Here is a 15,395-nt window from a genome sequence, read left to right as displayed (position 1 = left end):
CATTTTTTTTACTATTTATATATTTTCAACCTTTATTACGTTAGTTTTTTTCTCCCCTTTAGGGTGGCCAAGAGTTACTATATAAATTCCGCTTTTTACAAGTTCTTTTGCAATTTCTCGTGATATCAATAATACCTCGTCAACATCACCTATTTCGTCTATTTTATGAGGGATTACTCCCCATATTAACCTCAATTTTCTAAAAACGATTTGTGTTGGTGCAAGTGCAATAATTGGGGAATTGAACCGGAATTTTGAAATTCTTAAAGGAGTTTTGCCGGATGTTGTTGGAGTAATTACTATTTTTGGATTCAAGTTTCTATAAAGTGCATCAACCGCATAAGCAATTCCGGCATATACTGTTTTCTTTTCAAAATGGAATTCTTTTCTATGTTTTGAAATGTCGCATTCCGAAACTCTTGAAACTCTATCAAGTGTTTTTACTGACTCAATAGGGTATTTCCCAATTGTAGTTTCGTTTGAAAGCATTAAACAGTCTGTACCGTCAAATATTGCATTTGCAATATCCGTTACTTCTGCTCTTGTAGGATATGGATTATTTACCATTGAATCAAGCATTTGTGTTGCAGTAATTACAAGTTTTCCCTTTTCATTTGCAAGTTTTATTATATCTTTTTGTATCGTTGGGAGGTATTCTATCGGTATTTCGACACCTAAATCCCCTCTTGCAATCATTACCCCATCTGAAACATCTAATATTTCTGAAATATTTTTTAAACCTTCTTTAGTTTCTATTTTTGCAATAACCGAACATTTTCCGCCATAAAATCTTATAACGTCTTTTAAGTTTTCTATTTCCTCTTTAGTCCTCACAAAAGAAAGTGCAAGATATTCAAAATCGTTTTCGATTGCAAATTTAATGTTTTCAATATCCTCTTTAGAAATTGTACTTGGAAAACAGCTTTCTGGAAGATTTACGCCCATATTTTTGATTAATATTCCACCAACTATTACTTTTGCAATTATTTGGTCGTTTTCTATATTTTCAACAATTAAAACTACCTTTCCATCATTTATTAGTATTCTATGCCCCTTTTCAATACACTTTGGCATGTAATTTGGAACTATATCCTTTCCAAAAATAACTCTCTCGTTTTCAAATAACTTATCCCGATTTACTTCTTTTATCCGTATTTTGTTTCCTTTTAAATCCATTAACTTTGAAATATTCTTTTTGTTCAAAATTTCTAGAAATTCTAAAATTTCCGCTTTTGGTGCATGAGACATGTTAAATCTTACGCCATCTATAATATCAGAAATTTTTGAAAAGTCCCTTTCAATGGACGGCCCCATTGTGACAAGAATCTTAGTTTTACGGTATTTTGAAATGTCTTCCATGTCTTTCCCCCTTAAAAACTTAAAAATTCAACTAACAAATTTATATCCCAAAATAATATTAATAATTATATCAGTATTTTTATATAATAACCTATCAAGAGTGATGAAAAAATGTTTTTTGAAAAATACATAAAAGAACCACTAATTTACGCCTCATCAGACTTCAAAAAAATATTTGTTGGAGGAGTACTGCAACTTGTTTCAATTTTTACAATAATTTTAGGGCTATTTTTAATGGTTGCAGGAGTTATTCCTTCAATAATGGGTATGATGAATTTAGCAATAATAACATCAATAGTTGGAATCGTCTTAGGGCTATTAATTTCTATAATTGGAGTTTTAGTACTTGCAGTAGTTTCTGGATACTATGTAAAAATTATTCGAGAAACTATTGATGGAAAAATGGAACTTCCAGAATGGGGGGATTTTAAAGAACTTCTTAAAAAAGGTGCAACTCTTTTAATGGGAATGTTTGTTTTACAGTTAGCTTTTGGAATAATAAGTGTTATTATTTCGTCACCATTTATTATATTAAGCATTTTAAATGAATCTGCAATGAACTCAATAGCAATAGATTTAGCTTTAAATTTAATTTCCTTTGTAATTTCTATATTTCAAGCATTATATTTAACGCTTGCAATGATTACATATGTAGACAAAGATAAATTTAGCGGATTTTTTGATTTAAAAGAAATTGTTTCAAAAATATCTCTTGAATACGTACTTGTATTACTTTTAGTCGGTATCGTGTCATTTATATTAGTGGTTCCTGTAATTTTGGTTACAATGATTCCAATAATTATGGGTGCGATAATATCGCCCATATTAATGGCAGTCGCAATGGGTATCATGGTACTCACAATGCCATTTTTACAAATGTTTTTAACGGCTTTTGGTTATAGGAGTTACACTAATTACTACATTGAGAGAAAAAATAAATATTAAATTAAAATATAAATTCTTCTTTTTGAATTCTTTTTTTAAGTTCTTTTGAAAGTTTTAATGCCCTAACTCTATCCGACTGCCTACAGGTTATTTTAATATCCAAAATACTTTTTCTATTCATTTTGTATACTCCATAGTTACATGAATCAACACAAACTCCGCATCCAAAACAGTCTTCATTTGGAAGCGTTCTTTTTCCAAAAGAATCCATTCTAATTATTGCGTTTGTTGGACACATTTTTTGAGCTTCACAGCTATCACATGCCCTACAGCGATTTATGTCAATATTGGGCCTTAATTGTGCATCTTTCCAAACTTCAGAGTAATTGCCCGTTCCAATTACGGTTCTTCCAATTACATTAGTTAAGGGTAATTCAATATTTTCATCAAGGGTTTTTAAATACTCTTTATTTTGTTCATTAACGCTGATTGGAACTGCAATTGTATTAAAAATTTCAGGGCCATTTGAAGTTATAAATCCACCAATATAGTAACTATCCATTTCATGCATACTTGCAGAAACCATTATATTAGGTTTTAATTCAGACGATCGTGTACCGTATCCTAGTATAATACCTTCCGCTCCGTTTACAAGTATTTTTTTTCCAGTAATATATTTTTCACAAGAATTCATGTTCTGTAACGGGTTAAATTCCCCACAACCTGAAAAAGAAGCTTCACCGCTTTTAATCATTTTTCGATGAAATATGGTATTTAGGGGGTTACCCGTGTTCGTGATTGCAACGTAATTTTTAAAGGCGGTTCTAGTTCCAATAAGCTTTGCAGTTGGAATTTCTTCAAGAGTAAATGTTTTACTATATTCTTTATTTTCAGATACGGTAACAACATCAATACTTTTTCCAGAAATTAAGTCTTTAAATAAAAATCCTCCGCCATAGTTTCCATCGTGACAAGTTCCATACACCGTACAATCAACACTTCCTAAAAATTCATTTGGACATGGGCCAGGATGGCCTTTAATACCATTTAGGTAGATTTTTTCAGCTTTTTTAAATTTTTCAGAAAATGGAATGTGAAATATTCCTAAAGTTCCAGACATTATTCCACAAGTTCCAGAAGTTACAATATCAATTTCGTCAATTTTACTTTCTTCATTATTTCTTATCATTTTTTTTAATTCTTCAATAGTAATAACAACTTTTTCCATTTTAAACACCAGAACGGCTAATTTATATTTATACTAAAAAGTAATAGTTAGTCTGATTTTAAAAGTATTTTTATTCATTGGTAGTTTAAAAATTTATAATATAATGTAGTTGAGGCAAAATTTATGGAATTAAAATTATCGGTACCCCAATGGCACTATAGTATGCTTTTAGACGATGAAAGAGTTTCAGTATTTAAAGAAGCGATTGAAACAAGCGTAAAGAAAGGAGATACGGTATTTGACCTTGGAACTGGAAGCGGCATTTTGGCAATGGTTGCAGCAAAGGATGCTAAAAAAGTATATGCAGTAGAACTTGACCCGATAACTACAGAATATACAAAGAGAAATATTACTACGAATAATTTTGAAAATATTATTGTTATTGAAAGCGATGCTACATACTATCCATTTAAAGAAAAGGCAGATTTGGTAATTGCCGAACTTTTGGATACAGGATTAATTACCGAACCGCAAGTTCCGGTTTTAAATTCAATTATAAAACGAGGACTTTTAAAAGAAGGCGGAATTATAATTCCAAAGGAAGTTTATAATACTGCACAGATAGTAGCGGCTAAAATGAACCATATTTACTATGACGAGGAAGTAACGTCAGAAAAAGCTTCGAATGAGGTACTTTACGATACAATAAATTTTTACAAGGTAAATGATGAAAAGGTTGAATATATTCTAAAATTTGAAATACCAAATGATGTAAAAAAGCCTGCAATAAGGTTAAATACATACACTTTGCTAAAAGATGGATTAATTTCAGGCTCTAGCCCCATGCTAAATCCACCCCTTGTAATTCCTATAAAAAATAATTTAAATGCGGGAACTGTAAAAATAAAACTTTCCTATAAAATGGGCGGGGATTTAGAATCAATAAAAGTTCAAGTTTTAAAATAAGTGAAAAAATGAAAGTAGGAATTCTTGCGCATAAAAAAACTCCAGAAAACTTGATGATTTACGAGGAATTTTTAAAAAATAATGTTTCAATCGAATTTATCGACCCACTTGAAATTATTAACGGGAATGAAAATTTTAACTTTGATCTGATATTATCTCGTGTAGAAAGGGTTTTTTTAAATGAAGGGCTTTATGCATTAACCGAACTTCAAAATAATTTTAAAGTGATAAATTGTGCAGAAACAGTAAATCTCTGTCAAAATAAATACCTTACGTATCAAAAATTAAAGGAAGTATCTCCTAAATCTATAATGACGTATTCAAAAGATTTTAATACGGTTTTTTCAAACGTAAAAAAATTATTTGGCTACCCATTTGTTTTAAAACCAATTTATGGGGGATATGGGGAAGGGGTTTTGAAAATAAATTCTAAACATGAATTTTTAAATACTTTTAAAGAATTAACTAAAAATAACAGTGAAATTTTTATTCAAGAATATATCGAATATCTTCACGACATACGTGTTTTTGTAATAAATAACGAGATAATTGGGGCAATGGAAAGAATTCCAAAAAACAACTGGAAGGCAAATTATTCGCTTGGTGCAGAAATTAAAGAAATAGAACTTTCAAAAGATGTAAAAAATATGGTTTTAGACTCAGTAAAAAAAGTAGGTGCAGATATTGTAGGGGTAGACGTTTTAGTTTCAAAAACTAAAAATTATATTTTGGAAATGAATATAACTCCGCAGTTTAGGGGAATGATGAATTTTGTAAATGTTTCAAGAAAAATAGTCGATTACTGTATGGACTTAATGGAATAAAAAAATAAAAGACTTAAAAAATTAATTTTTTATTTATTCATTTGACTCATTTGAAAATACTTTTCTAACCTCCTCTAAAGCAGGTGTTTTTGCAAGAATGATAATTCTATCGTATTCTTTTAATTCAGTACTTCCATCTGGAATTTTTAACTCGTTTCCTTCATAAATTGCAATTATGACATAATCTTTGGTGTTTTTAAGTTCACGAATTTTTTTGTTCGCAACTTTTGAATTTGGTGGAATTATTAGTTCTAAAATTTCTGCATCCCCCCTTCCAACTATTGCAAGGTCTACTACACCGGGCCGTTCAATTAATTTTTCGATATAGTTTGCTGCAACAAGTTCCGGACTTATTACTACGCCAACTCCAAGGCTTTCGAATACTTCTTTATAGTCTGGCTCGCTAACACGTGCAATTGTTTTTGAAACGTTAGATTTTTTTGCAATAAGGCTACTGATTAGATTTATTTCTTGATTTCCAGTAACTGCAATAAACATATCTGCATCTTCAATTCCTGCATTTTCAAGTGATTTAATTTTTGTACAGTCGCCATTTATTACAAGTGCATCTATTTCACTTGCAACTTCTTCACAAGTTTTTTTATTTTCATCTAAAAGCACAAGGTCGTGACCCTTACCTGAAAGCGATTTTGCAAGAGAAATTCCTACTCTGCCTATTCCTGCAATTATAATATACATGTTATAAACCTTTTCATCTTTTTAAAATTACTTTTTTAAAATTATTTTTTCAAAATATTCGTCATAAGCCCCATGGTAGTGAGGAAGTTTTTTAAAAAGCTCTTCTTCTAAAGATAATAACTTTTCGTAAGTTTCTTTATCGATAGTTCCAATTAACTTATTTTCTATAGCTTTATTGCATTTTAAACTACAAGGAATAAACCCCGATGGTAGAATAATTGCATAATCCTCATCTTCAAAAGTCATGTTTTCAACTTCTTTCAAATGTTTAGAATCTATTCCATATCTTGCAGTTTCAGAAAATGAATCTACACAACAATTTGGATAATCTAAAAGTTTACCAAGTTCTAAATCGTCCAATCTTTTATAAATTCCAAGTTCGGATGAAACAAAAGGGTCTATTGCGGGTCTTACACTTATATTATATTTTTGAACGATTTTTAGTTGTATTATTAACCTTTGAATAATGTAGTCAAACATATCGTCAGGTATACTTTTAACATGACTAGATAATACTTTATAATCCTTAATTTCCCCGTTTCTTAACTTTAGAATTTTTTCATAGAAATTTTCAATATCCATTTTTCCCGCCCCTAAATTAAGCTTTTAAAATACTTAAAAATATTATTCTATTGACGTATTTAAAAATAGTTACGATAATTATTTGAAAAAAATATTATTCAAATGTTTTAGACATACAGCCACTTACAAAACCTGCAACTGCATCGTCTAAAAACATATACCCGTCCCTATCGAGCTTTCCAATAATGCCTGGTTTTTTTGCATCGTACCATTTGAAATTGAAAGTTGCTTTTGTTCCAGCAATCTCATTTGCAATTGCCATTCCAATTACTTCATCTGCATAAACGTATGTAGGGTCGTCTTCATAATTAAATGGGAGTCCCCCTAATTTTCCTCTTTCATCAAGGATAATTGCAGCAATTAATAATGTTGAAACATTTGGATTTTTAATCTGCAACTTCATAATTTCTAAAACCTTTTTTTCAATTTGTTTTTTTTCGGATTCTTCACAAATGCACATATACATAGCACATTTTACCATATTTTGAAAATTAACCCCTTTATTGGACAGAAGTTTTAAAACATCATTTTCCAACATATTTTTATTTAATGAATCGCAACTATTGTTTAAGGAATCATTCACAAAAAACACCCTTGATAGTATGAGTCGAAAAACATATGAAATTTTGGAAATTGAATACGCATTTAAACGACACAAAAACACAATAAATTTGGTTTTTGCAGTATTTTTAGTTACATTTGTACTTTCTTACGTATTTATTTACTATAATATTTTAGAATTTAGGCACTTTGGAAATCTTATCTATGAAGCTTTTAAATTAAAGATTGAAGACTTTTCTATTTCTGATAAATCGTCTTTAGACCTTATTATATTAATATTGAAAAATAATTTATTTGTAGCCTTATTTACTTATGTTATCATGTTTTTTGCACTTATAAATATCGCTTTAAATTCTTATCTTTTAGCATATGTTTTATATGTAACCGAACCATTAAAATTTGGGCTTTTAATCCTACCCCATGGAATTTTTGAAATTCCCGCACTTATCCTTTCGGGCTCTTCCGCAATAATCCTATTTAAAAGTGTAATATTAAAATTTAAAAAAGATATCCGGTATAAAGAGTTTTTTTTAGATTCTCTCAGGATTTTTGGAGTTTCAGTTTTACTATTTATAATTGCAGCGGTAATTGAAGTTTTAGTAACTTACAATATTGCACTTAATATAGTATAATCAGCGAATAGATATTCAAAAGTAAAAAATTTAGATTTAAAACTTGATTATATTAAAACTTGATTTTAATTTTAAGGTGTATTTATGTTAGAACCTGTATGCTATGATATTGGACGAATATGCAAGGAAAAAAGCGATACTTCATTAAAAGAATTAACGCCAAAAGTAATTGACGTTGACTTTAAAATGCCCTTTACATTAAAAGTTCCATTTGATTGTCCAAAAGAAATTTCAGAAGAACTAGTTAATTTAAACCATAAAAATTTTATTTTTGAAAAAGACGGAATAAAATTTCAAATAATTAATTGTGGAAAATATTTTGAATTAATGGATATTGAAAAAAATATTGATATCTACATAGTTTCAGATATTACAAGAATGATAAAACGAAAAGAAATTCTTGAAATAATTCCTAAGTTACGAAAAGAGGTTTCTCCAAACTCTGGAATATGTGTTCCAGGAGCATTGCCTTTTGAAATACCGTTACTTGTTTATATGGGGGTAGACTATTTTGACTACACTTCTGCAACTTATTATGCTTCTTTAGGGTATAAATTTAGTAAAAACCGGTTAATAAATTCAAATGAAGATTTTGAAATTTTGAAAAAATATAACGAGTCAATAATCGCCCAAGTACTAGATGAAGTAAAATTTTGTATTGAAGAAGGATCACTTAGAAACCTTGTTGTTGAAACAACTATTTCTGACCCATATTTACGGTCAAACTACCGGAGGTTTAAGCCTGAACTTACAAACATGCCCATTTCAAAAGTTAATAAAATTATTGTTACGATTGATGAGACTAAAATTCCTGAAGTCCAAAAATATATCGAAAGAGCCGAAAATTATGAACCTTACTCAAATGTGATAGTTTTATTGCCTTGTTCGTCTAAAAAGCCGTATTCTTATTCAAAAAGTCACCAACTATTTATAAATTCGATAAATACGGTAAAAATGCCTGTAGAGGAACTAGTACTTACATCACCTTACGGCATAGTGCCCAGATCTCTTGAACGTACCGTGGATTATGACATTCCAGTAACTGGAGAATGGAGTTTTGAAGAAATGGAGTTTATAAATAAACACTTGAAAAACTACATAAAAACCGCAAAATCTAAATTTGAAGAAGTAAAGATAATAGCACATCTTCCAAAACATTATCTTGAAATTTTAGATATTGAAGATGAAATGATAATAACTTCTGATGGGAACCCTACTTCAGATACATCATTAAGTAATTTGAGGAAAGTTTTAAAAGAACTCGATGAACGTTTTAATTTAAACCTTTCAAGGCATGAACAAAGGATTCATAATTACAAAGAACTTGCAAAATTCCAGTTTGGAAAGAACTTTTTACCAAACAACGTGACTATAAAAGGAAGGCACGTGAAATTTTTCATAAAAGAGGGAAATAAAATAACCCAATTAGCCTCAATAAATGAAAATAATGGTCTATTCGTTCTAACTTCTCAAGGGGGGGAACTTTTAGGTAAACAACGATGGGTAGAAGTCAATTTCGATGTTAAAAAAGGCTCACTTTTTGCGCCAGGATTTAAAGATGCAGATGATTCGATTTCAGTAAATGATGAAGTTGTTATTTTAAAAGACAACAAAGTTTTAGGAGTTGGGAGGGCATTAATGAGTGGAAGCGAAATGAAAAAGGCAAAACATGGAGTTTTGGTAAATATAAGGCATGTTATTTAAATTTAGAATGTACTATTCATGTGCCCTTAATTAAAAATTGCAGTAGCAATATTTCGTTATATCGAGAGGTCATGAAAAAATGGCAGAGTCTAATAAAAAACTGAAAAAGCTTGCAGAACTTATACTTTTAAAAGATCCTCGCTTTGAAGAAAGTTCAAAGTTAAAAGACGTCTTTAAAAGCTACGTTGGAATGTATAACGAAATATGCATTTTAGAAGATACTCTACAGGACTTAGATAGGGATCTTGTAAATGTTAGGGAAATACAGTTTTTAGATAGTGAGCTTAAAACTTATACTTATAAGTTAAACGAGCTTGAAAAACGCCTTCAAAAGTTACACTCCCACAAAAAAATTTCGAATTATGATGAGCTTATAAATTGCATTAATAAACTAAAAAATTTAAATATTTCTGTTGATAATTCCCTAAAATGGGATATCTATAATAGAATGGTCGGCCTTGACAGGAAATTAAGAAGAATTGAGCGGGATTTGGAGTTTATAATACTAAACTATGCTCTTTCAAATACTGAAATTGATAAAAAGATATCTGCTTATGAAAAAGATCTTTTTGATTTAATTTATGAAGAAGTTATTAACTATCTTGAAATAAAAAATGAAAATAAAGCTGAAAATTTAAAATAGATATAGAATGTTAAAATCTAGTAAGGTTTGAAAATATGAATGATTACGTATCCTACAAGAAAATTATTGCAATGGTCGATGAACAGCTTGGTTTAACTGAACTTATTGAAGAACACCCGTGCCCTAACGGTTCAGAATGGCTTATATACCAGTACAAAAGAACCTCTCCAAAAATAATTTCTGCGTGGAGAAATGGAAATAAACATCATTTTATTTTAAAAACGGGAAAACACGAGTTAAATCTAGTTCCTTCACTTTCTGCGGCAGGAATTGAGGAATTATATGTTGAAGAAAGTAATGTAAGTATTATTTATGCAGGACTTGCGGGAGCAGGTGTTGGAATTGAACTTAGAAGAAATGCTGAAAACGTTTTAAATGTGGAATTACTTGAAAAAGGTGGCGGTTCAAAACTTGGTCGAGGAAAAGTTGTAACGCCAAAAATGGAAAAAATAACCGTTGGAATTGATGATACTGATACAAAGGAAGAAGGGGCTACGTGGGTTTTGGCTAATGAAATAGGCCACTTAATCGAAGAAACCAAAATGGGATATTATATTGATCATACTATAACTCAGTTATACCCTGGAAACCCGAATAAAACACAAAATTGCGTTTCAATTGCACTAACCTTTGCAGTTTATCCAAAATATAAATATGAAATTGGAAAAGCGATTAAAAAGCTTTTAAAAGAAAAAACACTTTCTAAAAAAACGGCAATTGCAATTTATCAGGGGCTGACTCCATCACAGAGTATGAAAATTTACACTTCAAAAGCTAAAAGAGAGATGGTGTCAATTCACGATGCTAAAATGGTTGCAATGAGAAATAATATTGAAATAATGGAAGTTACAGGTGAAGGCGGAATTATTGGTGCAGTTGCAGCACTTGGTTTTTCAGAATGTCACAAAATAGCTGGAAAACTCCATGAAAGCTTTGAATAATTAAAATAACCTTTAATATTTATTTAATTTATTTAATTTATTTACACTTTAAACTTTATGCTAGATTTTATCATTAATGAAATTTAATTAATAAGGGTGAAATATTGATTACTCCTTGGGAAGTTTCAGAGGACATCGACTATAAAAAGACAATGGAGCAATTTGGAGTAAATTCCATTTTTGATGTTGTAAAAAATTTGAAAAAGCCTCATAATTTTATGAATCGGGGAATAGTATTTGGACATCGGGACTTTCAAAGGATTTTAGATGCCATAAACAATGGAAAAGATTTTACCGTAGTTTCTGGAATGATGCCTTCTGGAAAAATGCATTTTGGGCATAAAATGGTTGTAGACCAGCTTTTATATTATCAGAAATTAGGTGCAGATATATATATTCCTATTGCAGATTTGGAAGCTTATTGGGCAAGAGGTATGGCCTTTGAAGCGACAAGAAAGATTGCAATCGAAGAATATATTACAAATTACATTGCACTTGGGCTAGACCCTGAAAAAATTAACGTATATCTTCAATCAAAAAATGAAAAAGTAAAAGACCTTGCAATGTTTCTTTCAAAAAAGGTTAATTTTTCGGAAATGAAGGGAATTTACGGTTTTAGCGGTGAAACAAACATTGGACACGTTTTTGCACCCATAGTTCAGGTTGCAGACATACTTCATCCTCAACTTGAAAAGAAAGTTCCAGTATTGGTTCCAGTTGGGATTGACCAAGACCCACATATACGGCTTACAAGAGATATATCTGGAAGATACAAGGATTTTGGATTTATCCCTCCTTCATCAACATACCATCGATTTATTACTGGGCTTTTAGGTGGGAAAATGAGCTCTTCAAAGCCTGAAACTGCAATTTACCTTTCTGATGAACCCAATAAATCATTTAAAAAGAAAATTATGTCATGTAAAACTGGGGGCAGGGAAACTCTCGAAGAACAGAAGCAATTTGGCGGAAAACCCGAAGAATGTGTTGTCTATGAAATTTACACGTACCACCTGATAGACGATGATAGCGAACTTAAAAAACTTTATGAACGCTGTAAAAGTGGGGAATTAACGTGTGGAACATGTAAAAAAGAATGTTTTGAAAAATTGTCAGTATTCCTTAAAGAACTTCATGAAAAACGTGAACAAGCAAAAGAAATTGCATCAAAACTCATTTAATTTTTTTATTTTTCGGGAAATTATGATAAAAATAGTATATCTTACTAAAAATGCTGAAAATCTTGCAGAAAATGTTAAAACTATTTTAGATTATTATTTGTATGATAGTAAACTAGTTAAATTATCTGATTTTAAAAAAGACGGCAATGAATCCGGATATATCTTTATAATGGCCTCAGGAATTGTTTTAAGAAAATTTATCGATGAAATAAAAAATGATAAATTAAAAGACCCATTTGTAATTATCATGGATGAGGCTAAAAATAATATAGTTCCCCTTCTTTCAAACCACATTGGAAAAGGTAACTATTTTTCGGAGTTAATCGGAAATTCATTGGGTTTGAATATCGTAAAAACGACTGCAACAGATTCCAATAACAAAGTCGGGGTTGACGAACTTTCAAGGATATATTTTTTAGAAGTGCCAAAACGAAAAGACATACTATTAATCAACAAAAAACTTCTATCTGATAAGCCTGAGTTAGTACTTCCAAACACATTTAAACCTATTAATAATTTGGATAAGTCTTATAACATTTCATTTCACGATAAAAATAGCATTTTAGTTGATAACGTTGAATTGTTCCAAAAAACTGTTAGTATAGGAATAGGCTCAAAACGAAATATTGAAAAAAATAAAGTATACTGGGCAGTAAAAAAAGCCCTTTATTTAAGGGATATTCCTTCTTGGAGGATAGATATATTTTCAACAGTAGATGCAAAGAAAAATGAGGATGGAATTTTAAAAACAACTGAAAAATTTAAAAAAAATATCATTATTTTTGAAAATAATGAAATAAATGAACTTTACTCTAAATTTCCACTTAAAAAGTCCGAATTTGTCTATAATACAATAGGTGCTTACGGTGTTTCAGAGCCTTGTGCAATTTTAGGTGCACTAAGTTTTAAAAATGAAAAAAATATCGATAAAGTGGATTTAATTCTAAAGAAAATGAAAAAAAATGGAGTTTCAGTTTCAATTGCAATAGTTTAATTTATTTTTACAACATCAAGAATATTTTTAAAGCCCTCTTCTGCAGTAATTACTTGTGCTCGAACTTCTCTTAAAATTCTCTGTATGGTGTATTTTTGCATGTGTTCATGTTTATGGGCTTTTTTAAGAAGTTTACATCCGTAAGACTGCCTTATATCTATATTAAATTCACTTAAAACAGCTCTACTTTCATTTTTTGTCATTGTTAAAAAAGAAGGAATGTTAACTCTAACTATTTTTTCATCTACTTTTCTAATGGACAAATGGCCAATAGAGAGCATGTCGCCATAAATTATGTATTTTATGTTATTTTTTTTAGCATAATTTAAAATTACTTCTTCAACTGCACCATGGCATCTTCCACAAGGGTGATACTTTGCAGAAATAGTGTCATTTAAAACGTCTTCAAGGTCAACATCTAAAAACTCGTGCGTAATTTTTAATTTTTCAGAGAGATTTATAATATTCTTTTTAGTTTCATCAGTTATAATATGTGGAGAATGTGCAGAAACGCTCGTTATTTGAAAAATCGCACTTCCAATAATTGATGAGGCAGTGCTATCGACACCACCACTAAATGCAACTAGCGCTTTTTCTTTTTTATAATTTCCATTCATTAAACTGTTTTTTATGTACTGAATAAATTCATCAAAACACTTATTTTTAGCAAAATGTAATTCCAATAATTTTTCATAAATTTCTTTTGAAATACTACCGTCATTAAAAAGACCATCAAGAGCATTTTTTGATGCGTTCATTCCTGAAGATTTGATTTGTTCATCCACAGTTTTTCCCCAGTATTTAACTCTTTAAATTTTTTTAAACATATTAAATTTTAAATTTGGATATTTTTTTAAATTTTTTAAAGCCATAAATGTAGTAAAAAAGTATAATTTAATTTATAATTTATCGTTTACTCGTTTTTTCTTGTTTAAATTTCATTCCAAGAGCCACCATATCATCAAAAAGGAACATTGCATCATGTGGTCCAGGGCCTGCTTCGGGATGGTGTTGAACACTCCAAACTACTCCTTTAACATTATCTGAATCCATAATTTTTGAAATTCCTTCTACTGTATCATCATTTAAATTTACATGGGATAATATCGACCCTTCCGGAACGTTAGACATATCTGTGGCAAATCCATGGTTTTGTGAAGTTATGTAGACTTTTCCTGTAGAACTGTCTTTTACAGGCTGGTTCCCGCCCCTATGTCCGAATTTTAACTTATAGGTTTTTCCACCAAGTGCAATAGTGATTATCTGGTGCCCTAGACAAATTCCCGTAACTGGAAGTTTTCCAAACAAATTTTTAACGGTATTTGCTGTTTCAAGCATTTTTTCAGGGTCTCCGGGCCCATTTGAAACAAGCACAAAGTCTGGGTTGTATGAGAGTATTTCTTCTTCTTTTGTATCATATGGAACTTTTACTACACTACATCCTCTTTCTAAAAGGCAGTTTAAAATACTCTGTTTTACTCCACAATCTATAACTACACAGGAGATTTTCTCATCTTTAGCCGGATATTTAACTACTTTTTTTGTTGATACTTCTGGAACAAGATCTATATCTGAAATATCTTCGTAATTTCTTACCTTATTTACAAGTTCTTTTTCTTCTTCCTCACTTATTTCAGTGGCAGATGTTTTTAAGAGTGATTTAACTACTCCTTTAGACCTTATTTTTTTTGTAATGAATCTAGTGTCTACATCCGAAATTCCTGGAACGCCATACTCTTTTAAAAAACTATCAAGTTCAATTCCTGTCATATCTTTTACAATAAATCCTTCGGCTTTAATTCCTTCGCTTTCAAACCATCTTTTATCAACGCCATAGTTTCCTTCTAAAGGATAAGTCATTGTAACAATCTGTCCATTATATGATGGGTCAGTTAATATTTCAACGTATCCTGTCATGGATGTGTTGAACACAAGTTCTCCAAGGACTTCTGCCTCAGCACCAAATCCTTTTCCTCTTATTATGGTGCCATCTTCTAAAACTAAAATTCCATACACATTTCCACCGTAATTTTTCTATAAGTTTGTTATCATGATATTTATCACTTAGGATAGTTTCAATTATTATTTAAATTATTTTTTAATTATAAAAAAATATTAACTTTAACGTTAAAAAAGCTTTAAATTTCTAAGTTTATAAATTACCTATCTAAACACAACTTAAATACTTTTAAGAAAATAATTTAAATAAATTTAAACAACTAATTATCATACAGTATAATTTATGTATAAATTTAT

The 15,395-nt window shown here is 30.1% G+C and carries 16 protein-coding genes; 9 read left to right on the top strand and 7 right to left on the bottom strand.

Features of this window, described 5'->3' with window-relative positions; genetic code table 11:
- Window positions 1-15: 15 nt before the first annotated feature.
- A complete protein-coding gene (pyk, locus tag MEVAN_RS04670) occupies window positions 16-1,359 on the bottom strand; it encodes a pyruvate kinase (protein WP_011972722.1) in 1,344 nt (447 codons plus the stop codon).
- Between the two features lie 111 nt (window positions 1,360-1,470).
- Here pyk and MEVAN_RS04665 point away from each other — a divergent pair, with 111 nt between their 5' ends.
- Window positions 1,471-2,304, top strand: coding sequence for a DUF4013 domain-containing protein (locus MEVAN_RS04665; protein WP_011972721.1), 834 nt, complete (start codon window positions 1,471-1,473; stop codon window positions 2,302-2,304).
- A 1-nt stretch (window position 2,305) separates the two neighbouring features.
- Here the strand turns inward: MEVAN_RS04665 and MEVAN_RS04660 are convergent, their stop codons facing one another.
- Window positions 2,306-3,472: a methanogenesis marker 16 metalloprotein gene (locus tag MEVAN_RS04660; RefSeq protein ID WP_011972720.1), complete on the bottom strand. Its 1,167-nt coding sequence runs from the start codon at window positions 3,470-3,472 to the stop codon at window positions 2,306-2,308.
- Between the two features lie 123 nt (window positions 3,473-3,595).
- Here MEVAN_RS04660 and MEVAN_RS04655 point away from each other — a divergent pair, with 123 nt between their 5' ends.
- Together MEVAN_RS04655 and MEVAN_RS04650 are read left to right on the top strand one after the other, a co-directional pair.
- Window positions 3,596-4,378, top strand: a complete 783-nt coding sequence (locus tag MEVAN_RS04655) for a 50S ribosomal protein L11 methyltransferase (RefSeq protein ID WP_011972719.1) — start codon at window positions 3,596-3,598, stop codon at window positions 4,376-4,378.
- Window positions 4,379-4,386: 8 nt separating this feature from the next.
- Window positions 4,387-5,202, top strand: a complete 816-nt coding sequence (locus tag MEVAN_RS04650) for an ATP-grasp domain-containing protein (protein ID WP_011972718.1) — start codon at window positions 4,387-4,389, stop codon at window positions 5,200-5,202.
- A 33-nt stretch (window positions 5,203-5,235) separates the two neighbouring features.
- Here the strand turns inward: MEVAN_RS04650 and MEVAN_RS04645 are convergent, their stop codons facing one another.
- The 3 genes from MEVAN_RS04645 to MEVAN_RS04635 form a co-directional block, all read right to left on the bottom strand.
- The gene (locus tag MEVAN_RS04645; protein ID WP_011972717.1) at window positions 5,236-5,901 is read right to left on the bottom strand and encodes a potassium channel family protein; all 666 of its coding nucleotides are present in this window, start codon (window positions 5,899-5,901) and stop codon (window positions 5,236-5,238) included.
- Between the two features lie 27 nt (window positions 5,902-5,928).
- Window positions 5,929-6,483: a DUF483 domain-containing protein gene (locus MEVAN_RS04640; protein ID WP_011972716.1), complete on the bottom strand. Its 555-nt coding sequence runs from the start codon at window positions 6,481-6,483 to the stop codon at window positions 5,929-5,931.
- A 94-nt stretch (window positions 6,484-6,577) separates the two neighbouring features.
- Window positions 6,578-7,066, bottom strand: coding sequence for a phosphatidylglycerophosphatase A (locus MEVAN_RS04635; protein ID WP_011972715.1), 489 nt, complete (start codon window positions 7,064-7,066; stop codon window positions 6,578-6,580).
- 19 nt (window positions 7,067-7,085) lie between these two features.
- Between MEVAN_RS04635 and MEVAN_RS04630 the strand changes: the two genes are divergently transcribed.
- From MEVAN_RS04630 to MEVAN_RS04605, 6 genes are all read left to right on the top strand, one after another.
- Window positions 7,086-7,676: a stage II sporulation protein M gene (locus tag MEVAN_RS04630; RefSeq protein ID WP_011972714.1), complete on the top strand. Its 591-nt coding sequence runs from the start codon at window positions 7,086-7,088 to the stop codon at window positions 7,674-7,676.
- An 84-nt stretch (window positions 7,677-7,760) separates the two neighbouring features.
- Window positions 7,761-9,380 carry an archaeosine synthase subunit alpha gene (gene arcS / locus MEVAN_RS04625; protein ID WP_011972713.1) on the top strand — a complete coding sequence of 540 codons (1,620 nt, stop codon included), beginning with the start codon at window positions 7,761-7,763 and terminating at the stop codon, window positions 9,378-9,380.
- A gap of 79 nt (window positions 9,381-9,459) precedes the next feature.
- Window positions 9,460-10,023, top strand: coding sequence for a hypothetical protein (locus MEVAN_RS04620; RefSeq protein ID WP_011972712.1), 564 nt, complete (start codon window positions 9,460-9,462; stop codon window positions 10,021-10,023).
- A gap of 35 nt (window positions 10,024-10,058) precedes the next feature.
- Window positions 10,059-10,964 (top strand): methanogenesis marker protein 11, encoded by a 906-nt coding sequence (mmp11, locus tag MEVAN_RS04615; protein ID WP_011972711.1) that lies wholly within the window; start codon window positions 10,059-10,061, stop codon window positions 10,962-10,964.
- Between the two features lie 104 nt (window positions 10,965-11,068).
- Window positions 11,069-12,145, top strand: a complete 1,077-nt coding sequence (locus tag MEVAN_RS04610) for a tryptophan--tRNA ligase (protein WP_011972710.1) — start codon at window positions 11,069-11,071, stop codon at window positions 12,143-12,145.
- Window positions 12,146-12,167: 22 nt separating this feature from the next.
- Window positions 12,168-13,139, top strand: coding sequence for a cobalamin biosynthesis protein (locus tag MEVAN_RS04605; protein ID WP_011972709.1), 972 nt, complete (start codon window positions 12,168-12,170; stop codon window positions 13,137-13,139).
- Here the strand turns inward: MEVAN_RS04605 and MEVAN_RS04600 are convergent.
- Window positions 13,136-13,924 (bottom strand): ExsB family transcriptional regulator, encoded by a 789-nt coding sequence (locus MEVAN_RS04600; RefSeq protein ID WP_011972708.1) that lies wholly within the window; start codon window positions 13,922-13,924, stop codon window positions 13,136-13,138. The two genes, MEVAN_RS04605 and MEVAN_RS04600, sit on opposite strands and share 4 nt — an antisense overlap.
- A 121-nt stretch (window positions 13,925-14,045) precedes the next feature.
- Window positions 14,046-15,155 carry a glutamine-hydrolyzing carbamoyl-phosphate synthase small subunit gene (carA, locus tag MEVAN_RS04595; RefSeq protein WP_011972707.1) on the bottom strand — a complete coding sequence of 370 codons (1,110 nt, stop codon included), beginning with the start codon at window positions 15,153-15,155 and terminating at the stop codon, window positions 14,046-14,048.
- Window positions 15,156-15,395 lie beyond the last annotated feature (240 nt).

This window comes from Methanococcus vannielii SB, assembly GCF_000017165.1.
GTDB classification, from domain to species: domain Archaea; phylum AGJL01; class Methanococci; order Methanococcales; family Methanococcaceae; genus Methanococcus; species Methanococcus vannielii.
The sequence above is the reverse complement of the archived record's forward strand: the minus strand, read 5'-3'. Positions and strand labels throughout refer to the sequence as shown.